This window comes from Curtobacterium sp. PhB142 (assembly GCF_004341255.1).
Classification (GTDB): Bacteria; Actinomycetota; Actinomycetes; order Actinomycetales; family Microbacteriaceae; genus Curtobacterium.
In genome coordinates this window covers 278,075-298,872 of the sequence record NZ_SLUT01000001.1, presented here as the reverse complement: position 1 = coordinate 298,872, position 20,798 = coordinate 278,075, and the positions used below count along the sequence as shown (strand labels likewise).

The 20,798-nt window shown below is 62.2% G+C and carries 13 protein-coding genes and 1 pseudogene; 10 read left to right on the top strand and 4 right to left on the bottom strand.

Going from position 1 to position 20,798, the window contains the following annotated elements; translation table 11 throughout:
* Positions 1 to 8: 8 nt before the first annotated feature.
* The 6 genes and pseudogenes from EDF31_RS01420 to EDF31_RS20230 all read left to right on the top strand — a co-directional run.
* Entirely contained in the window at positions 9 to 1,211 is a 1,203-nt protein-coding gene (locus EDF31_RS01420; protein ID WP_165901294.1) for a hypothetical protein, read from the top strand.
* Positions 1,212 to 1,253: 42 nt separating this feature from the next.
* On the top strand, positions 1,254 to 2,171 hold the full coding sequence (locus EDF31_RS01415; protein ID WP_165901293.1) for a pyridoxal-phosphate dependent enzyme: 918 nt from the start codon (positions 1,254 to 1,256) through the stop codon (positions 2,169 to 2,171).
* Positions 2,164 to 3,249, top strand: a complete 1,086-nt coding sequence (locus EDF31_RS01410; RefSeq protein WP_165901292.1) for an FAD-dependent oxidoreductase — start codon at positions 2,164 to 2,166, stop codon at positions 3,247 to 3,249. Before EDF31_RS01415 ends, EDF31_RS01410 begins: the two co-directional genes overlap by 8 nt.
* Positions 3,250 to 3,267: 18 nt before the next feature.
* Entirely contained in the window at positions 3,268 to 7,725 is a 4,458-nt protein-coding gene (locus EDF31_RS01405; protein ID WP_131844920.1) for a non-ribosomal peptide synthetase, read from the top strand.
* The gene (locus tag EDF31_RS20455; RefSeq protein WP_131844919.1) at positions 7,713 to 8,462 is read left to right on the top strand and encodes a 4'-phosphopantetheinyl transferase superfamily protein; all 750 of its coding nucleotides are present in this window, start codon (positions 7,713 to 7,715) and stop codon (positions 8,460 to 8,462) included. Before EDF31_RS01405 ends, EDF31_RS20455 begins: the two co-directional genes overlap by 13 nt.
* 545 nt (positions 8,463 to 9,007) lie before the next feature.
* Positions 9,008 to 9,470: pseudogene (locus EDF31_RS20230) on the top strand (leucine zipper domain-containing protein); the annotation flags it as partial.
* A 259-nt stretch (positions 9,471 to 9,729) separates the two neighbouring features.
* Here EDF31_RS20230 and EDF31_RS01390 read toward each other — a convergent pair.
* A complete protein-coding gene (locus EDF31_RS01390; RefSeq protein WP_165901289.1) occupies positions 9,730 to 10,521 on the bottom strand; it encodes an inositol monophosphatase family protein in 792 nt (263 codons plus the stop codon).
* Positions 10,514 to 11,584, bottom strand: a complete 1,071-nt coding sequence (locus EDF31_RS01385; protein WP_131973734.1) for a hypothetical protein — start codon at positions 11,582 to 11,584, stop codon at positions 10,514 to 10,516. Before EDF31_RS01385 ends, EDF31_RS01390 begins: the two co-directional genes overlap by 8 nt.
* Before the next feature lie 885 nt (positions 11,585 to 12,469).
* On the opposite strand from EDF31_RS01385, the gene EDF31_RS01380 reads away from it, so the two are divergent.
* Positions 12,470 to 15,085: a TrlF family AAA-like ATPase gene (locus tag EDF31_RS01380; protein ID WP_243649797.1), complete on the top strand. Its 2,616-nt coding sequence runs from the start codon at positions 12,470 to 12,472 to the stop codon at positions 15,083 to 15,085.
* A 191-nt stretch (positions 15,086 to 15,276) separates the two neighbouring features.
* On the opposite strand, the gene EDF31_RS01375 is transcribed toward EDF31_RS01380, so the two are convergent.
* Positions 15,277 to 17,025, bottom strand: a complete 1,749-nt coding sequence (locus EDF31_RS01375) for an IS30 family transposase (RefSeq protein WP_131844915.1) — start codon at positions 17,023 to 17,025, stop codon at positions 15,277 to 15,279.
* A gap of 322 nt (positions 17,026 to 17,347) precedes the next feature.
* Positions 17,348 to 18,094 (bottom strand): GntR family transcriptional regulator, encoded by a 747-nt coding sequence (locus EDF31_RS01370; protein ID WP_131844914.1) that lies wholly within the window; start codon positions 18,092 to 18,094, stop codon positions 17,348 to 17,350.
* 184 nt (positions 18,095 to 18,278) lie between these two features.
* On the opposite strand from EDF31_RS01370, the gene EDF31_RS01365 reads away from it, so the two are divergent.
* From EDF31_RS01365 to EDF31_RS01355, 3 genes are read left to right on the top strand one after another with little or no spacing between them, the layout of a single operon-like run.
* Positions 18,279 to 19,166: a carbon-nitrogen hydrolase family protein gene (locus tag EDF31_RS01365; RefSeq protein WP_131844913.1), complete on the top strand. Its 888-nt coding sequence runs from the start codon at positions 18,279 to 18,281 to the stop codon at positions 19,164 to 19,166.
* On the top strand, positions 19,163 to 19,948 hold the full coding sequence (locus EDF31_RS01360; protein WP_207902144.1) for an ABC transporter ATP-binding protein: 786 nt from the start codon (positions 19,163 to 19,165) through the stop codon (positions 19,946 to 19,948). Before EDF31_RS01365 ends, EDF31_RS01360 begins: the two co-directional genes overlap by 4 nt.
* Complete coding sequence (locus EDF31_RS01355) at positions 19,945 to 20,781, top strand: ABC transporter permease (RefSeq protein ID WP_131844911.1); 837 nt, start codon at positions 19,945 to 19,947, stop codon at positions 20,779 to 20,781. Before EDF31_RS01360 ends, EDF31_RS01355 begins: the two co-directional genes overlap by 4 nt.
* Positions 20,782 to 20,798: the final 17 nt, after the last annotated feature.

Sequence of the window (20,798 nt, the reverse complement as noted above, 5' to 3'; positions counted from 1 at the left end):
GGGGCAGCATGGCTCCGCGTGACCTTTATCTCGCGGCAAAACGGAATGATGTTCGTGTATCCGTGGTGGTTCCTGAGACGGAGCACGGCACGGTGATGCTTCCGGTACTTGCGGACCTCTTTCCGACGTACGTTGCGAAATCACCCTCGGATGTTCTCGCTGTCGCGCCTCATTTAAGAGGGTCTTCCGCAATGGTCACGTTCTCGGAAGAACTGATTGCTTGGACGGCTCGAGCGGCTGCCGTCCTGGGTATTCGTCATACCGCCGAACAAGACATTCCATCCATCGTGGACAAGACAGCGCAGCGTGAACGACTGGCTCTGGCAGGTGTCCCTTGTCCGGCTTTCGTACGGGTCACCGATGCAGAAGAGCTCGCTCGTGTCCCGGATCGTTTGGGGTTCCCATTCGTCGTAAAGCCAGCTGTCGGAGGTGGCAGCCGGGGAACGTTCCGCGTCGGCAACGTTGCTGAGTTGAAGGCGGTGACCCTTGATCTTCTTCACCCGGACGTCTCAAGCGTAGGGGAAGGTTTCATCGCGGAGTCTGAACTGATTGGCCGGCCGACACCGTCGCCATGGGGCGATTACGTCGCGGTAGACGTTGCCAGCATCGGAGGGACGACGACGACGTTGACCATGCTCGGCAAGCTGCGGTTAGACCCGCCGTTTCGAGAGCGCGGTGCTTTCGCTCCGTGGACACTTGACGAGCACGATGCTGAAGAGGCGGTCACGGTCGCTCACGACGCGGTTCGAGCGCTATCGATTGAAAATGGGATCGGCTGCGTCGAAATGAAGCTTACCGTCGACGGTCCTCGCGTGATTGAGGTCAATGGCCGTTTAGGGGCTTGGGGCGATTGGTGCATGGCCTCCGCGTTCGGGAACTCGGCGTTAGACGCCTTCTTCGCGGCGTTGAAAGGGCAGGAGCAGTCACGCGGAGTCTCGCGGAAGGTCGCGTACGCATACGTGGTCAACCCACCCCTGGGACGTACTCGTTTGAAGTCCGTCGACCGGGAATCCTTGCGAGAACTGCCCGGCGTTGCCTCCCTGAAAATGACGGCTCGCCCGGGTGAGGAACTAGACTCGCGACTCGGTTCGCGGGCCGCGGTCGCTGCAATCTATGGGGAAGCGATGAACCACAAGACGTTCGCAGAATTGGTCCAAGTCATCGAGGTCGGCGAGTTGATCACTTACGACGGTTCAATGAAGGTGAAGTAGATGACTTCGCACTGCTCAGAGGTTCTATCGAGCATCGCAGCGGTGGTGCGCGACACGCCGTTGCGACCCCTCGGAGGTTCGCTGGTCAAATGTGAGTTCCAGCTGCCTTACTCGGGTTCCACGAAGGACCGGTCGGTCCTGGCCGTACTAGAGGACGGTATTGCCTCCGGCGCTCTGATGGAGGGGGGCACGGTAATCGAAGCGTCCTCAGGGAACTTCGCTGTCGCATGCGCGCTCATGTGCTCGCAGATGGGAATCAAGTTCATTCCTGTCCTGGACGGCCATGTCAACAGCACCACCCTTCGCCTTCTCTCCTTGCTGTGCGAGCAGGTGGAGCTCCTGCCTGCCGAGGACGGACGGGGGAAGAGTGCGCTGGAGAGGCGCCGCGATCGAGTTCGGGAAATCGTGCGGACTCGAAGCGACTGTTGGTGGCCTGACCAATACACGAACATGTCGCCCGTACGGGCACACTCCGAAGGCACCTTCAAAGAGATCGTCGATGCCGTTCCGGATGTGGAAGAGATTGTTGTGGCTGTCGGAACAGGTGGAACACTCGCTGGTATCGCGAAGGGGCTCATCGGTCACGATCGGCACATCAAGCTGGTGGCCGTCGACGTGATCGGATCCGAAATTTTCGGTGGGTCCGCGGGACCGCGCCATATCCCTGGAATGGGATCCTCTCTGCGGAGCGCCCTCGTCGACAGGTTTTCTCACCGAGTTGACGAGGTTGTCATGGTGGCAGAAACAGATATTGTCCGCGAATGTCGTCGTCTCGCGCAGTACGAGGGGCTTTTCGTCGGTGGGTCAGCAGGGGCGGTTTCCTTGGCCGCCACTCTCAGAGAGGATGAAGGGCGCCGGAAGCGGGTCATCATCGCGCCGGATCGTGGGCTTCCTTACCTGGACACGATCTTCTCCGATTCCTGGGTCCGCGCGCGGTACGACACAGACGCTCTTGTTTGACGTCGCCGTCGTGGGTTTAGGGGTGCTTGGATCCCAAGTTCTGTTAGCGCTCGCCCGTGAGGGAGTCCCCTGTGTTGGTTTAGAGCAAACGCGTCTCGATAGCAGGCACAACGCATCGAACGGCGGAGACAGTCGAATCTTCCGCAGCCGCTTCCCGGGGCAAGCACCGTTTGAACTCGATTACTCTCGGGACATCTGGCGCGAGTTGTCGGCGGAAGTACGTGGCCCTGTGTTCACTGAGACTCCGATCTTAACGGTGGGGCACGAGGGTGACGAGCGCATTGATGCCTTCTTGCAGATGGCTCGAACCTCGAGCCGGGTCGATGTTCTCGCCCGAGAAGATGCGGTGGACCGCTGGCCGGATCTGTCTGTCACCGATGGCCTAACCGTGATCAGCGACACCAGTGGTGGTGTGATCCGCACGCCGGCGGCTGTAACTGAGGCGATTCGCTTGGCGGTCGTGCGAGGGGCGGTCCTCGCTGCTGAGACAGCGGTGCTCAGCGTGGCTGCTGACAACGGTCGCTTCCGAGTCGATACGACGACTGGCTCCGTGGTTACAGGAGCGGTCATATTCTGTACCGGAGGGGCTCCTGCGATGACGGGTGCGCGCATTCCTAGTGACGACGCTCTACTGGAAGCCGTTCCACGCCGAGTTGTGCTGGGTTGGAGACACCGACCTCAAAGCGACGCTCCGGTGAAGGAACAACCCACCGGCATGCGATACCTCGATCAGGGAGCGGCGCTCTCCTTCTTTGCGCCGATCGACGATTGGGGCCACAAATTCAACTACATTGCTCGTGCTCGCGCACAGGTCGATCGAAGCCACTCAAGCTTTGAGCTTGACGACATCTTGCCATTACTAGAGTACTCCTCGGAACTACTCGGGTCGTTCGATTCAGGTTTATCGCGGGTGGAGAGTTACCGTGAATTCTACGCAAACTCCCCGATCCTCAGAAGCATCAGGCCCGGTATTGCCGCCGGTTACGGCTTCTCAGGGAACGGTTACAGAAATGCTCCTTGGTATGCGCAACAGCTGATACAGCTAGCACTGCCAACGGTCAGCTTTTCTCACCTTTGACGATAAGGAGAACACCAAATGTGGACACTTGCGACTCCACAAGAAGAAAATATCTGGACTGCTGACAAATTGGCCACCGGGGGCTCCGGCTACAACATCCCGTATGCATGGCGCATTCTGGGGTCGTTCGATGCTGGACGTCTGCGTGAAGCTTACGGTCGAGCCCTTCTTTCCTTCCCGGCGCTGACTTCGGTATACGGGCTCCGGGGCACCGCACTCATGAAAGAGAATCGATCATGGCTCGCGCCTGTGTTTGTATGGGCGGACAGTGAGGATATCGAACACGTTAACCTCGAGATCAGTGCCGAGGTGTCGGCTCCCTTCCTCCTTGAGTCGGCCCCGCCAATACGGGCCAAGGTGTTCGCTCTCAGTCCTGGGGATCACGTGTTCTCGGTCACTATTCACCACATTGCTTGTGACGCTGATTCGGCACGCCAATTCTTTGCCTTTCTGTCTGCGGAGTACAACCGCATAGACGCTGTACCGGTTGACGAACGCGCTGCTGTTGGGTCAGGGGCCGTCGGTCCTCCCGGCAGTGCGCTTCAGACGCAGCCCGTAGCCCTATCGACACCCCTTGGGGATGGTGCGTCCCGCTCAGCTGCATCCGAACCTCCTGACCGACGTAGTTCAGCGGAGGATGAGGAAGGCCTGATCTACTGGACAGAGCACTTGGCGGGCGCCTCCACAGTGTCCTTTGCCGGATTCGGCTCGGAGCTCAGCGACCCTTCTTCATCGTTTCTGGAGTGGTCACCGACAGAAGCACGGTGGCAGGACATGCGCGAGCTGTGCAACTCAGCCGCGGTATCGCCGTTCATGTTTTGGTTTTCCGCGTATGCGATCGCGATTCACAAGATGCTCAGCGTCGATGATTTCACAGTGGCATACCCTGTGTCTCTCCGGGAAGTCAATGACCCGATTGACGGGGTCAACGTCAATACGCTGCTTGCTCGCTTCACTTTCACACCGGACACGTTGCTCAAAGACGTCCTGCGTCATACCCGTGCCGAGCTTTTAACCGGCGCCGAGTACAAGCGCGTCGCGTATGCGCACCTAGTCGCTCAAGAGCGCCGCGGAGCCCTCCCGGGTCAGTGGGGCGAATCTGGCGCGCTCTTTACCGCGATGTTCAGCCATGCTTCGGTACCCCCGCTGTTGAAGCTCAAGGGGTGCGACAGCGCTCCGGTCGCGGTGGTCAACAGCGAGCCGATGTGTCCGATGAGACTTGAGGTGCTACAGACTGCAGGTTCGGATGTTCCGACGCTCCAGCTGTCGTTCCGACAGTCATCTCTTCGGGACGTCGAGGCACAAACGTTCCTTCGGCTGCTCCGCACCGTTGCGGACGCGCTCGTGAATAACCTCGAACTCTCGATCGAAGACAGCGTTGTGATCGAGGAGAGAGCGGCCACTCAATGGGGACGTTTGGAAGACCTCGGCTCAGAAAATCTGATAGCTGCCGTCCGCAGTGCCGCTGACCTCCGGCCCGACAGCATAGCAATCAGTCATCAAGGGCTGTCGGTTCGCTACAAGGACCTAGTCCGACGAATCGATCAGGCCCGGCATCACTTCCGGATGGCCGGCCTCGAACGGGGTGCTGTCGTCTCGCTTAGTAGCGGCAGGAGCGTGGACCTCATAGCAATTGTGTTAGCGGCTATCGAATCTTCGATAACATTCTGTCTGCTTGACCCGGACGGACCAGCAGAGAAAAACTCGAACGCATTAGATCGTTTGGACCCAGACCTGTGTCTGGTGGAGAAGTCCTCCATGCGCTTCCCGCACTCCTACACGGCTTGGACAATCGAGGAGTTCCTGGCCGGCCGAGTTCAGCATCGTTCTAGCGCTTTGCACGAATCAGGACCTCGGCGGGGACCGGGACGGGATACCGATGTTGCCTATGTTGTGTTCACATCGGGCACGACAGGCACGCCGAAAGCGATTGCAGTGCCTTCCGCGGGGTTGCGGAACCACGTGAACTGGGCCACGCGCTTCCACGGCCTGACAACTCATGATGTCGTCGGATTCAAGACAAACCCGTCATTCGATGCCGCTCTCTGGGAATTCATCGCGCCGCTGCGAGTCGGGGGAGAAGTAGCAGTCCTCCCTGCTCGTCGCGAAAAGGTGCCAGACTACGTCGCGCAGTGGCTGAGCGAGTCGCGAGTGACGGTCCTTCAGGTGGTCCCCTCATTTCTTCGCCGGCTTCTCGACGAGCCAGGTTTCAAGTTGTGCCGGACCCTCCGGCTCGTGACCTCGGCGGGCGAGGCCCTGCCGGAGGACTACTCCGCTGAGACGAAGCGACTCGTGCAGGCTGAAGTGACCAACACTTACGGGCCGAGCGAGACCTCCGTCGATGTCGCCGCATTCGCCACGCGGGCAGATACGGAGCATCCAGCCCGTGTCGTGCCGCTCGGTCTTCCGATCGACAACACGGGGTTGGTAGCAGTCGACCGTCGAGGTCGGCCTGTCGCGCAGGGCGTGCCGGGCGAACTCCGAGTCCTCGGTGCGGGCGTCGCAAATGGGTACCTCGGGATGCCGGCTGAGACTGAGAAACGGTTTCTCTCCGAGTCTGGCGAGCGGCGCCAACGCGCGTACATGACTGGGGACATTGTGCGGTTCATCGAAGGAGAGGGGTTTCATTTCCTCGGGCGGGCGGACTCGGAGGTGAAGGTGAACGGTGTCCGGATCGATCTCGGCAACATTGAACAGATCATCATGCGTCACCCCAGTGTCTCCGCCGCCCGAGTGGTTGCGGTATCGAATGAGGGAAGCCCCTCGGCCCTTCGCGCCTACGTTTCGGGGGACGCTCATCTGACCTCTTTGGACGTTCGCGAACTGCTTGTCCGTCACCTTCCGCAAGCATCGATGCCCCAGACTGTTGTAGTTCTCGACCATTTGCCGGTCAACGCGAACGGGAAACTGGATCTTGAAGCCCTCGCGAGGTGGTCGGAGAAGGAGAACTCCGAAACGACTATCCTGGCGAATGAGCCGAGATTCGCAGCCGAACTGGCTTCAGCGTGGGAAGCGGTGCTAGGGGAAAAACCTGAAACAGGCGCAGACCACTTTTTCGAGTCTGGCGGCGATTCCATTGCGGCTTTCGCGCTCAGTTCGTGCCTTGCCAGCGTGTACGAACTCCAACTCGATGCCCGGGAAGTCTACACGCGGCCCAGATTCCGTGATCTAACCGCCAGCATACGGCCCCCTGCGCAACGACCGTCATCGAAACCAACTCAGGTCGGGCCGTCGCCAGCGTCGACGGCGGAACTCGAGATGTGGCTTGGCGACCAACTTCACGACGAGCCCGGCGCGTATTCTATACCGGCTGTTTTTTGGGTTGCGACTCTCGACTTTGATCGTTTCGGGGAGTGCATGCTGAGATTGATTCAAATGCACGACGCGCTGCGGACAAAGTATACGTTCGACGGCCAAATGCTTCTTCGGAACGTTACGGAAGTATCGAGCTTCGTACCGAGTCGATCGAGTAGCGCCGCGATGCCGACCGACGACGAACTCCGCGCGGAGTTGACGCGGCCGTTCGATCTCGATCGCGAATTGCCCATTCGCTGCCATCTGTATGAAGTGAGCGGCAATGGTGTCCTGATCACGTTCGTTTTTCATCATATAGTGGCCGATGCGCAGTCACTGGACATCTTCCTGACGCAACTCGAGGCATCCTATGACGGACTCGAATCTGAGACGCCACCGGGGCAGTTCTCGGAGTACGTCGTCGATACGATTGATTCTGCTGGCTCCGCGCAGCGTCAAGCCGACTTCGAGTTCTGGAGAGAATACATTCGTGAACATCGAAGCGGCGAGGCGCGGACAGAGTCCGTCGATTGGGAACGTGCGGAAAGTAGCACGCCACGACGGTCGATGGAGAAGTCGCAAAATCTAGGAGTTCAGACTGCGGTCAAGCTCAGTGCTGTGGAGACCCTCGCAAAGCGGACTCGCACCTCGGTCTTCGTAGTACTGCTCGCCGCGGTCGCACGAGGAGCGCAACTGCATGGGAGCGCTTCAGCGTTCACGATTGGGGTCATTGATTCCGGACGCTACGGTGATCGATACCGCAATGCTGTCGGCTGTTTCGTCAATACCTTGCCACTTGTCGGTCTGGTGGGCGACCTCTCTCGTCCCGACTCACTGATCCAGAGGGCGAATGACCAACTCGGAAAGATTCTCCTCCACTCCCGCGTGACTCTGTCAGAGATCGCGCAAATGGTGCGAGAGCCTCGTGGTGGTGGTCAACTCCCACTCATCGACCTGTTGGTGGCGCCTGAGATGGAGTCGTCGACGACGCGCGTCCTCTTCGGGAATGAACAAAGGGCGGTCTATGAGTCATGGCCGTCGAAAGCCGTCGCGACGCTGGTCATCGAACAGTCGACTAGGTCTGACCGTATCTCCTTTCGATTCGGGTCCGAAGCTCAGGAACTCGCTTCAGTGGAGTTCATCAGGACCATCGTCGATGTTCTCGATGAATGGTGCGAATGACACCGGTGGAGACGATGAGAGCGCATTACAGATCATTCGTCGTTTGCGGGGACATTCGCTCCTTGGCGCTGCCCGACGATCTCAATGGAGAGGACGCTGGGGGGCTCCCCAATCAGAGCTACGAGGCAATCTCGCCCATTGAGCGCGTCCGCCGCGAATCCTTCTGGTGTCGCAGGATCGCGCGCGTCCTGATCGGCGAGGCTACGGGAGTGGCTCCCCGCTGGGTGACGCTTACGCAACGATGCGCGGAGTGCGGGGGACCGCACGGCCAGCCAAGGGCTCTCGGCAGCAACGTCTCTTGGAGCCACAGCCACGGTCGCGTGGCGGTTGCCGTCAGTCCAAGGCCCATAGGTGTAGATGTAGAGCTTTTGTCGCGTTTTCGGCCCGCGAACGAAACTCTTCAGTGGTTGCAGCCGTCGTTAACCGGTCGAGAGACACGTATGCTTCTCCGAGCTGGCGGCTCGCCAATGACTATGGCGCGAACATGGACGCGGAAGGAGGCCGCCGTCAAGATTGCCTTATGCACGCTGGATTCACTGAATTGTATAGATGTTACTGAGAGTCATCCGCTCCGCTTTGAACGCACGTTTCCGGAAGTGAAACGAGAGTTGCCGTGGCGGTTTGAGACACGAGAGTTTGATGAAGTTGTCTGCTCAATCGTGCACGACCCGGACCAGTTAGCGCTTTTCATCGAGTTGAACGAACAGAGCATCAACTTGGGAAGGTTCGTTGCTTAGATCTCGCTTGTCAACCGCGTTGCAAATCGTGTAAGGGAGGACCGGATGCGGTTCTTTGCAACCGCGTACAAATCTTAGGGCAGAAGCTGCCGTGTGGCACCGATCATTCAAGAGGACCTTTAGCCTTCTGAAGGGCACCGGGCCAGCAAACTAAGCCTGTGCAGTTGAACCGGAACGACTCGACGACGACTAAGGATCCGCTTCTGACCACCGATAGTGCGTAAAAGGACGCGGCCCGCGTGTGACTGCCCCGCGCGCTCTTTTGCCATTGCGCTGTTAGAGCGGCGTTAGAACGGTCCGGGGTTTTCTCGGACCCGCACCACGCCGTTGATCGGGACTGCCGGTCGCGGCATTCAAGCGCCCCCGGAACGCGGGACCCGGCAGGAGTGCGGGCGTATTCTGTAGGCGCGAACCTCGAAGCGGCTAGCAACTGCACTAGATGTACTCGGCCGTGACATTTGTGACGCTGCGGGTCGCGTGAGGAGACGAGGCACCTTCGCCTGAGTGGAGCCGATCAGTTCCCTCGCCGCCGCAAGGAGGCCTCAGTGGCGCACGCTAACGCCTGTCTCAGCGTGCACGGAGGGGGACTGCTCGTTGCCCGTCGTCAATAACGGTTGGCCGGTCGCGCACGTTGCGAAGAGCTCGGCGTTTCACGTCAATGTGTGCACCGATGGTGCTCCGGTTCCGCGCTGAAGGCGTATCCGGGTTGGTAGACAGGTCGAGCCGATCGCACCGGATGCCCTATAGGACAACCTGGGACGAGAGCGCGCGGTCTTGGAAGCCAGGAGCCCGCTTCGCTTCGGCCCCGCCCGGCTGCGTGCCGACTCCGTATTGCCTGCTCGGACGAGGATCCGGAGCCTGAACCGGCGCCGGGTCCCACCGTTGGCGCGATCGCAGCCGGCCACCGGGGCGCTGATCCGGGCAACGAAATCAACCGCGAACCGTGACGAGCACAAGCACCCCGGGGACCTGGTCCATGTCGATGTGAAGAAACTTGGCCGGATGCCGGCAGCTACCACTACCGTTACCACCACTCCGTGGCGGGCAATGTTTGAGCCCGAGGTTCAGCCGTAGCTGGCCCTAGTGAATCAAGACCAACGCCGATGTCGAGCGGCGCAACTGTACCTGAGCAGCGGGAAGTATACCGATCTTGATGACTAACCGGATTGTCCGGATCAGGACATTCATCACCGAGCTCATTGCGCCCTCCCGACCGCGCCTCCTGCCTCAATCGAATACGGTCTGCGAGTTCACGAGTGCACGGCGTCTAAAGCTTCTCCATAGCACTCAAGATGGGTCGAGCGAGGACGTAAGCGTCCGATCGTGTACTGAACATTGTGAGCGCCGCGGCGCCTCTGGTAAATTGCTCGACACGTCCGTCGAGCGCGTCCACCAGGATCCGGCCGGCGGCGGTATCCCAGACCGGGAGGCCGGCAGAGATGTAGACATGTAGGTCGCCGGCCACGAGGCGGAGCAGATCGCAAGCGGCCGAGCCGCTCCGGGCCACCTCGAAGGAATTCGACAGAGTACCAATGAGCTGGTACGCGTGCCGTGATCTGTCTAGTGCGTACGGGACGCCGACCGCGATACGGGGCGGATCGCTGTTTCTTCGTTTGATAGGGGCTCGAAGTTTGGATGAGACCTTCCCTTTTAGCAGGTGCGCGTATTCGCCCGTGCGAGGCTTCAGAATCGATGCCCCGAAAGCCCTGGTTTCTGAAGATACGCCGACGCTAATCGCGTAATCTTCTTTACCGGCGAGGTAGTTGCTCGTGCCGTCGAGGGGGTCGATGCACCATTTGATGGGGCCGCCGTGGAGGTTGAACCCCTGTTCCTCCGCCATGATGGAGTCACCCGGAAAAGCCCGGCGTATTTCATTCACCAAGAACTTCTGAACCCGCACATCGAGATCGCTGACCAACTCAGTCGTATTGTTCTTGTGTCGGACGTTAGCGGGGGACGCGAAGCCATCGACCATCTCGCCTGCTCTTATCGCAATCAAGGCGCAGAATTCGGCCCTTCCTCCATTGTCGTCTTCCGGCCTGAGTCGCCGGTCAATCACGTTCGACCGCGTACTCGTCATACAAGGTCTTCAGTTCGGCGGCTACCTCAATTACATCGTCCACCGTGAATTGTGGGCAGTCGAAACCGAGCTCTTCGCGCATAACGTCCGAACTCTCTTCCGTGAACGAGATAACCCCTTGGTCCGAAATGCCGTCGATGCCGTCGGACTGGCCACTGAGTTCGTTGATCGCTCGAGCCTGACCGGCGGAAACAGCGGTTGGAAGCGAGAGTTGACCGCACCACTGTGACAACTCGACGGGATATGCCCCTGGGAGCCCTAGGAAGCCAGGAGAATGTACTAGACGCGGTCGTCCGCCGAGAAGGGCACCGAGCACAGACATTGCGGACAAGGCAGTCATGTCCTGTCCCGTCCGGCCCCCCAACCGTCGGTATTCGCGCTGACACAGTGCGAATAGCTCGGCGTCGAAGCTCGGAGTGTTGATCGTCTGACCGGCTTTGTCCGTTACCTCGAGGTGGTAAGGGGAGGTTCCGGTGTTTCCGCTCCGGGAGAGCCTGTGGCTGACGTAGTGATACGCCAGCATGCGGACAGTTATGTCGGCGGGTTGAAGCCCTGTGAGGTCTGCTGCGCCTAATGTGAGAGCAGGGATGGAGTTCGCCACGTTACCGATTCCGTACGTCGGCGAGAGCCCGCGCGTCTTCAAAGCGGGATTGACCGCATCCGGGAATGCAGCGTTAACGACTACGCTGTTGACACCCGAGTCGCGCACTGCCCGCATCAATTGTAAAGCTGGGGCAAGATGCATGGGTAGCCAAGGCCCAAAGTGGGCCGCGGATATGCGTTCATTCTTCCCTGCTTCAAGTTCGCTTAGCTTGTACCAGGGTTGAATGCTCGCGGTATTGAAAATTACATCTGGCTTGAAGTGCGCGATGACCTCGGAAGACTGCGCGACGTCGCCGAGGTCCGACACAAGTGCGCTCACGCGAGTGAACCTGTTGGACTGCACAGAGCCGAGCGTTGCGAGATTTGCCAGGCGCACTGCCGCATCGCTATTTCGGCCCAGTACGGCAAAGCATGCATCCGGCACGAGCTGGGTTGCCATGATCAAAACCCTTTGGGCTAGATCGCCCGTGCCGACTATGAGCAATCGTGGCATACGTAGATCTGCAGCAGGCGCATGTTCTGTGCGGATGATCTCTTCAGTGGACTGCATAGCACCTCGGCCTTATCGTTTCGGTCTGACCCAAAGCCAGGGCGAGTGCAGGGCATCTCGCCGAAGCTGTTCGTGATGCGAACGAGAGGCGAGCCGGGAAGTAAGGCGCAGTGCGCAAGTGATGCTAAAAATCGGCTCCCCCAGCCGCGTGTACCCCCTCATCCGACACCGTAACACCTCCCCGTGTCAGATGTGAGGCTCAATCATGAACTAATGTGCAGAACCGGGAAGGTTCGCTCGGAGCGGTGACGCTCCCGAACACGCAGCTAACTAGGGCCGGCAGGCGTCGACGCTTCTATCGCCCTCCGCGAGCAGCCCGTCGCGCGCTGCCACCACACCCGCACCCGCCACCAGCCGCCGTCATCGGACGATGGACGTGACGCAGCGGCAGAGGCAGCGACCGTCGTTGCGCCGGCCATTCCTCCCGTAACCGTCGACCAACGTTTTCGGTGCCTGTCGTGTGTGGGTCGCCGTCCGCCCCTTCTTGCGGGACGAGCCAGCCCGCCCGTTAGCTCGGCAGGTTGTGTCTGAGGTCGTACCACAAGCATGGATCAGCACTCCTTCATTGAGATTTGTTCGCATACTACGGTCACTTCGCATGCTGTGTTGGAACCGCTCTCGACGGGCTGCTCACCAAGTCCTGACAGCTGGTGCTAGCGAATCGTCAGGCAGACGGGGGCCGGTACCCGATCGTCAACCGGTCGTATTCGCACGGTCCCTCTTTGTCGGTGATGCACGGTATGTTCCTGAGCATTGCCCAAGTCAGGAGCTTCTGTGTCAGAGTCGATCACCACGCCCGTCGGCGCCCACTGGATCCGAGCCGCCCTCCAGGTCAACCCCTTCTCCTACGAGGGGCGTAACGCTCCGTCGAACTTCTTCGACAACGAAGCCGACTACAACGAAGCCCTCCTGGCGGAGTGTGCTTCGCTCGGTATCTCGCTCATCGCGATTACTGACCACTGGAGGGTGGACTCCGCCGCGGGGCTGGTCGCTGCGGCGAAGGAGAAGGGCATCGTTGCACTCCCGGGTTTCGAGGCCAACTCCTCCGAGGGTGTCCATATTTTGGTGATCTTCGACGCAAACACCGATTTCTCCTCGATCAACGCTTCGATCGGTCGGTGCGGAGTGATGCCGAACTGCCCGAACGGGACCACTGGGGACTCGTACGCGAAGATCATGCAGAAGATGAGTGAAGACGACGCGCTCGTCATCCCAGCTCACGTCAACGTGAGGCCCGCCGGACTGCTCACCACTCGCTCGGGCCAACCCCTTGCCGCCATGATTCAAGCGCCCGACCTCCACGCAATCGGCATCACCCCGTCCGTGGAGGATGCTCGTGATCAGATCGCGGTGATCGAGGGAACTGGGATTTTCAAGCGGCCGCACCCCCTCGCCGTCATTCACGCCGACGACGTCATGGGCCCACGCCAGCTGCGTGCCGAAGGGGCGAGCTCGTGGTTCAAGGTCAGCGCTCCTACGCTGCGCAGCCTCAAGCTGGCGGTTCGGACGCCCGCCACCAGGATCTCGGTGACCGATCCATCGATCCAGCCTCGGACGAGAATCAAGAGCGTCTCCTGGACTGGTGGATACCTGGGCGGTGTAACTGTGCCGATCGCTGAGGACCTGACCGCACTCATTGGAGGTCGCGGCGCCGGCAAGTCCACGATCATCGAAAGCATCCGACACGCCCTCGCGATTGAACCAATCACCCCTCAGGTGAAGGCGGACCACAAGAGCATCGTCTCCTCAGTGCTCCACGGAGGGACGATCATCCGAGTTGAGGTCGAAGCGGTCAGTCCGGTCCCGAAGCGGTACACGATTGAGCGCGAGATCCCCCACCCGCCCGTTGTCCTCGATGCTGCTGGAACGCGCACCAACCTGTCGCCCATCGAAGTGCTGGGGCCGGTCGAGATTTTCGGCCAGCACGAGCTCGCTGAATTGTCGGGCAGCACTGAGCGCGTCGCCGAGCTGGTCCGCAGGTTCAACGGAGAACTCGGCGACGACGCCGACATGCGACGCACGCTGCAGTCATTGCGAACAAACCGCGAAGATCTCATCCGCGCCGAAGATGCCCTCGACGCTCTTGATGCTGAGCTGGGGCGCATACCCGGGCTCAGCGAGCAGGTGGCCCACTACGAGACAACTGACGTGCCGACCAAGCTTGCGGGCCAGCAACGAATCGGCCAAGACGCAGCGGTCTTTTCGGAAGGCACCCGGCGAGTCCGCGCAGTAGACGACGCCCGGGGCGTGTTCGTGCAATCGCACGCGCTGCGGGATCTCGCCGCACCCCTCGCGAACGTCGAAGACGCGCCCCAACGCCAGCACCTGGCGCGTGTTGAGCAAGCAGTCACCCAGCTACAGGGTCAAATGGAGGAGCTGCTCGAGGAAATGACAGCCGCTGTGGCCGCGTCTCGCGACGAGATCGAAGCCGCCCGTCTCGCTTGGGAGACCGACACGGCAGATGAGAAGGCGTCGTACGGCGAAGTAATGCGGGAGCTGCACGAGCGCAACCTCGATCCCGACACCTTCGTGGCGATCAAGGAAGAGCTCGACAAGCTACGGACAATCGAACCGCGCCGGACCGCTCAGCAGAAGGACCTCGAGAACCTGCTGTCAACGCGCGAGACCCTGCTTGTCGAACTCCGCGGCCATGAAACGCAACGAACCGAGCGGCTTCACGCCGCGATCGGCGCCGCGAATACAGCCACTAGTGGGGTTGTCGTCGCGCGCCCCACCGCTACGACCGAACGCAGCCACGTTCTTGACACCATAAAGCCCTACATCAGCACTCAGCGCACACAGATCTCGGCCGCGATCAACGCCGATTCCTTCTCACCGCGAACCCTCGCAGCAGCAATCCGCGGTGGGACCGAGGCGCTGAACGCCCTCGGCATCCGCGGCGCTCAAGCAGCTGCACTCGCGGCCGCAGGCGAACGGCTCGCCCGCGAACTCGACGAGCTGCGCATCGAGCTGGCCGTCGAGGTGTTGCTGCAGGTCAACGACACGGGACTTCGGTCAATGGACCAGCTGTCAAAGGGCCAGCGCGCCACCGCGCTGCTCCTCCTATTGCTTGCCGCATCCAATGCTCCCCTGATCATCGACCAACCAGAAGATGACCTCGACAACAACTTCGTCTACCAAGGTGTGGTCACAAAGCTCCGCGAACTCAAGGGCAAGCGCCAGATCATCGCCAGCACCCACAACGCAAACGTCCCCGTGCTTGGGGACGCCGAACTCATCGTCGCACTCGAGAGCGATGGTACGCATGGCCGTCCTTCCCCGGACGGCATCGGCTCCCTCGATGACGCAGCGATCCGCGGACTTGCCGAGAACATCCTCGAAGGTGGCCCAGCAGCTTTCAACGCGCGGCAGCACCTATACGGCTTCTGACGGGAGAGGTCTAGAACGCCATCCGGCCTCTGTCGGGTGGGCGTTCTGTCGTCGATCCCATGGCGCACCGGCCGTAGCGGTCGTACCGAGCTTCCACCACCAGTCTCACATAGCTGGTCCGAACACATTCGCGGTGGAGGGGCGGCGGATTCTGATGGTCGACGCAACAGATGGTCGATTTAGGGCTGGTTTCAGGGTAGCTGGATGGCAGTGATGCGGCGCTTCTCGGCGTTGAATCGTTCGGTTGGAGTGTCGTAGTCGAGGCGCTTTCGCGGGCGGTTGTTGAGATCGTTCATCACCGCGGTGACGTGGCTGCTGCTGTGGAGGGCAAGGTTCGTGCCCTTAGGGAAGTACTGCCGGAGAAGCCCGTTGAAGTTCTCGTTCGCGCCGCGCTGCCAGGGGCTGGAACGGTCGGCGAAGAACACGGGGACGCCGGTCGTGGCAGTGAGTTGTTCGTGGGCAGCCATCTCGACGCCCTGATCCCAGGTCAGCGACCGTTTCAGGTGCTTGGGGATCGCAGCGAACGCTTCCGTGATCGCGGAGTTGACGCTGCGCGCAGTGTGATCGTTCGGGAGGTTCACGACGATGCCGTAGTGGGTGGTGCGTTCACGGAGAGTGGCCATCGCGGACACGGAGCCGACACCGACGATGAGGTCACCTTCCCAGTGGCCCGCGGTCTGCTTGTCGGCAGCTTCCGCGGGGCGCTCGGTGATGCTAGCCATGTTCCGAATCCGGGATCCTCGACCGATGGGGTTGTTCCACCTGGTGCGTCGGACTCGACGTCCGGTGCGGAGTTTGCCCGTGTAGCGCTTGTGCAGGCCGGCACCTTCTCGGAGGAGCGGGGCTCGGTAGATGGTCTCGCTACAGACGCGCATGGCAGGGTCCGCGGGGTAGGTCTTTCGCAGCCAGCCGCTGATCTCTTCCGGTGACCAGAACCGGTTCAGCTTCCGCTGCACCAGCCGCCGAAGCGCGACATCGGCGACGAGGCGGTGCGGTTTCGGACGAGCGCGTTGGCGCCTGGCGTCATCGTCAGCAAGATGCGGCAAGTAGTCCCCGCTTCCCGTCCGGTGCCGTCGGAGCTCGCGGCTGATCGTCGAGGGGTGCCGGCCCAGACGGACGCTGATCTGGCGAATCGAGAGTCCCAGGCGGTGGAGGTCGGCGATCTCGAGTCGTTCCCGCAGTGCCAGGTAACGTCCCGACGACGCCGGCTCGATAGGGCTCGCTGGCGGGATGCGGTAGCCGGCTCGTTGGCGAATCAGGGTGCCGGAGCGTCGAGACATGCCAAGCAGTCTGCAGGCGTCGGTGTTGCTCATGCCCTGCCGCATCAGCTGCCAGTACTCGTCCTCAACGTCGCGCGCCTTCCGCCCTCGCCGCGTCGTCGTCAGTGACAGCTCAGCAACGCGCGCCGACGCTGCCAACGCCTTCCGCAACGCCGCCGCGGCGGCGATCTGGTCGCGGCGGAGTCTGCTCCGCCGTTCCCGTTCAAGCAAGTCAGCGCGCTTCCCGCTCAGCCGAAGCGTGCCGGCGACAGATGCGGCGGAGCTTCCCTCCCGGAGTTCGTCGAATCGACGTCGTAGAAGCCGGTAGCCGGTCGCGCGGCCCAGCCCGGCTCCGGCCGCGGCAGCTTCGACGGATGCGCCTGCGTTGAACGCCGACCAGAACCGGTCCTCGACGCTCAGCTCGACACGCAGATGATGCCTGCCGTCGAGGTTCAGACGCGCTTCCCACGAGGCCACGCGACTGCTCGTCACACCGACGACGGTCAACGCTGCTGCAGGGTCCGAACCGGAACGGCGCAGCTGCAAGTACCGCTCGCGCAGGAACCGGTACCCGGTCTCCTTGCCGATGCCAGCGATTCGGGCGGAAGGTTTGAGACCTCGCCCCTCCGCAACCAGCGCGAGGAACCGGACAGCTTGCGGAGACGACAGGGACAAGTACAAGGGCAACACCTCGGAGGAAGGTGTTGCGTCGACCAAGTGAATCCGGGGGGCGCTATCCGGACGCCCATCGCGGTCAGACGCTCCGCGTCCGCAATGCTCTCGGTAGCGGGCATACCCAGTCATCGCTGTGGTGCAATTTGGTGCACCACCACCCGTCCGGGAGCGGCTTTGACTGGCCCGAGCGGTCGGCCGCTTCCCCATAAATCCGGCGATCGGCGTCTCGCCCGAGCGGGTTCGCCCACAGAGCGATGGGTTCAAATCCCACCGGTACCGCCACGAGAACCCCCGGCTCCGGCCGGGGGGTGCTTCCCCTTCCGGGCTGTCAGACAGCGTCGCGGTGCCGGCGCAGGGTGTTGCTGATCACGATGAGGTCGCCGCGGTAGTACCCGACAGCGAACTCGATCGGTCGACCGGTTGCGTCCGTCAGGAGCCGGTGCTGCACCAGCAGGGGCGCGGACCGCTCGGTGGACAGCAGTTCCGCGACGGCGGGATCCGCCGGCACGGCGCCGGTGCGCACCGCCGCCTCACCCAGTTCGATGCCTGCCGCCTCCAGGAACCCCCACGTTCCAGCGTCCACTCCGGGGGTCTCCTCACCGGGCTCTTGCAGCCCGAGGTCGCTCCGGAAGTAACTGGTCCACAGGACGAGGGGGTCGCGCGACGCCGTGACCCGCTCCCACCGGATGACGGGTGTCCCGAGCGGGACGAGCAGGTTCACGGCGACCACCTGTGGCGCGGGGACGAGCTCCCAGGAGAGTTTGCGGTAGTGGATCGCGTTGCCCTCGACGGTGCTGTGGCCCGGTTCGCCGATCGCGCGGAGCTGGTTGAGGTGGTGGACGATGACGTGCGCCGTCGGTTCGGTCCCTTGACCGCGGACGCGTCGGATGAGCCGCTCCGACACGAGCAGGTCGAGTGCTTCCCGGACGACGTTCCGGCCCACCTGGTGCCGTCGGATCAGTTCGTCCTCGGAGGGGAGCGTCGCGACCCCGCCGTCTCCGCGCAGGAGCTCGTCGCGGAGCATGTCGCGCAGCAGCCGGGCGCGGTGGTGGCGACGTTCGAGGTACTTCGGCATGGGACCTCAGGGTCGCACACGCCGGTCGCCGTGGCACGAGGACGCGTGGACTTCGTGGCGTTGCGTCCTCGGCGGCGCGCGGAAGTCCCGGTCAGGAGGCATTCGCGGCCAGGTGCGTGGTGGCTTAGCAGGGGCGTAACGAGGGCGTGACGGAGTGGAAACCGCCGTCGATCACGCTCTCCTCATGCCCCTCACCACCATCGCCACCGTGTCGATGCCGGTCGTGTACGACCCGGACACGAACCTCACCGTGATGCTCGGCCGCATCCGGGATGCTGCCGAACTCGGCGCCGACCTGGTGGTGTTCCCGGAGCAGGCCCTGCAGGGCTACCTCACGGACACGCTCAGTCTGGACTTCGAGAACGTCCGCTACCAGCAGCAGAACGCCGAGACGGCGCCGAACGGTCCGCGGGTGAGCGCGTTGATCGAGGCTGCGGTCGAGCAGAGCCTGCACGTCGTGTTCGGGCTGACCGAGCGCGACGACCGGTTCGCTGACGTGCTCTACAACACCGTCGTCCTCGCCGGCCCTGACGGGTACATCGGCCGGTACCGCAAGGTGCACCAGCCCGGGGACGAGAAGCACGTCTACCACCCCGGTACGGGGTTCCCCGTGTTCGAGACGGGCATCGGCCGGATCGGCATGCTCATCTGCTACGACAAGTGCTTCCCTGAGACGACCAGGGCCCTGGCGCTGCAGGGCGCGGAGATCCTCGTCATGCCGACCGCGTGGGCCTACGACGATGCCGCCGGAGCGGCCGAGGACGACGTCCGCGTCGACCAGTACACGCTCTTCGGCCGCGTCCGCGCGCTGGAGAACCAGGCGTGGATGGTCGAGTCGAACGTCGTGACCCCGCAGGGGAACCTGAACTACCACGGACACTCGCGGATCATCGACCCGAACGGCGTCATCCGCGCCGACACCGGGCCGACCGAGGGCATCGCGTGCGTCACCGTCGACGTCGAGGACACCATCCTCCGTGCCCGCGGCATCGACTACATCGGCTACCACTTCCTCAAGGACTACGTCCCCGTGCCCGCGACAGTCGGGCCGTACGGGGCAGGAACGGAATGACCATGTCCCACGCGATCGAGGTCCAGGGCATCGGGAAGCGCTACGGCGACGGCCCGCTCGTCCTGGACGGCATCGACTTCCACGCGAAGGCCGGCGAGTTCGTCTCCTTCGTCGGCCCGTCCGGCTGCGGCAAGTCCACCCTCTTCAACATCATCACCGGGCTGCTCGCGCCCAGCGAGGGCCGCGTCCTCGTCAACGGGACCGACACCACCGGCAACCCCAACCGCTCGATCGGGTACGTCCTGCAGAAGGACCTGCTGATGCCGTGGCGGACGATCATGCAGAACGTGGTCCTCGGCCTGGAGGTGCACGGCGTCCCACGGCGCGAAGCCCGGGAGCGGGCGTCGGCGCTGTTCGACATGTACCACCTGTCCGGTCGCGAGGACAGCCACCCCGGTCAGCTCTCCGGCGGCATGCGCCAGCGCGCGGCGCTGATGCGGACGATGGTGACCGACCCCGACATCATCCTGATGGACGAGGCGTACAAGGCCCTCGACTACCCGCTCAAGATCCAGCTCGAGAGCGAACTCATGGACACCGTGAAGGCTGCGGGCAAGACGGTCGTGTTCGTCACCCACGACATCGAGGAGGCCGTCACCCTCAGTGACCGCGTCTACGTCCTCAAGGCTCACCCCGGTCAGGTCGTGCAGGAGATCGAGATCGATCTCGGCACCGACAGCCACGCCATCAACGAGCGCCGTCTCGCGCCGGCGTTCAACGACTACTACGAGGCGATCTGGCGCTCCATCGGCACCGGGTCCCGGACGGAGCGCGCAGCATGACCGCCATCCAGATCGAAGAAGCAGCCACCGGGGCGGTCCGGACCGCACCCGAACGTCGCACCCGACCGCGGTCGTCGAGGCGACGCAGCGTCCTCGTGTCGATCCAGGTCGCGATCGTCGTCGCGTTCCTCGCGGCCTGGCAGATCGGCGCGTCCGCCGGCTGGATCAGCACGTTCCTGTTCTCGAGCCCCGGGCAGATCGTCACGGTGCTCACGCAGAACATCGGGACCGGCGAACTGTGGACCGACCTCGGGGTCACGGCGCAGGAGGTGCTCATCGGCTTCGTGATCGGAGCCCTCGGCGGGTCCCTCCTCGGCCTCCTTCTCTGGTACTCGCGATTCGTCGCCGACCTGTCCGCGCCGTTCATCACCGCGATCGGTTCGATCCCCGTGCTCGCCGTCGCTCCGATGATGATCATCTGGTTCGGCACCGGTCTGGTGTCGAAGGTCGTCATCGTCGCGTTCTCGTGCGTCATCGTCTCGCTGACGAACGCGTACCGCGGGGCGCAGAAGGTCGACACCGACCTGCTCGACCTCATGCGATCGTTCGGGAGCTCCAAGACCCAGGCGTTCACCAAGGCCATCGTCCCCGGTGCGATGTCATGGGTCATCGCCGGCCTCAAGCTCAACGTCGGTTTCGCGATCATCGGCGCCGTCGTGGGGGAGTTCATCTCGTCCTCTGCAGGAGTCGGACACATGATCGTCACCGGATCGTCGAGCTTCGCCATGAACCAGGTCCTCGCTGGCGTCGTCGTCGTGATGGCGATGGTCCTCGTCTTCGGGCTCCTCATCGACCTGCTGGAGCGCATCCTGCTCCGGTGGGACCACCGCTGACCCACACAGCGGATCAC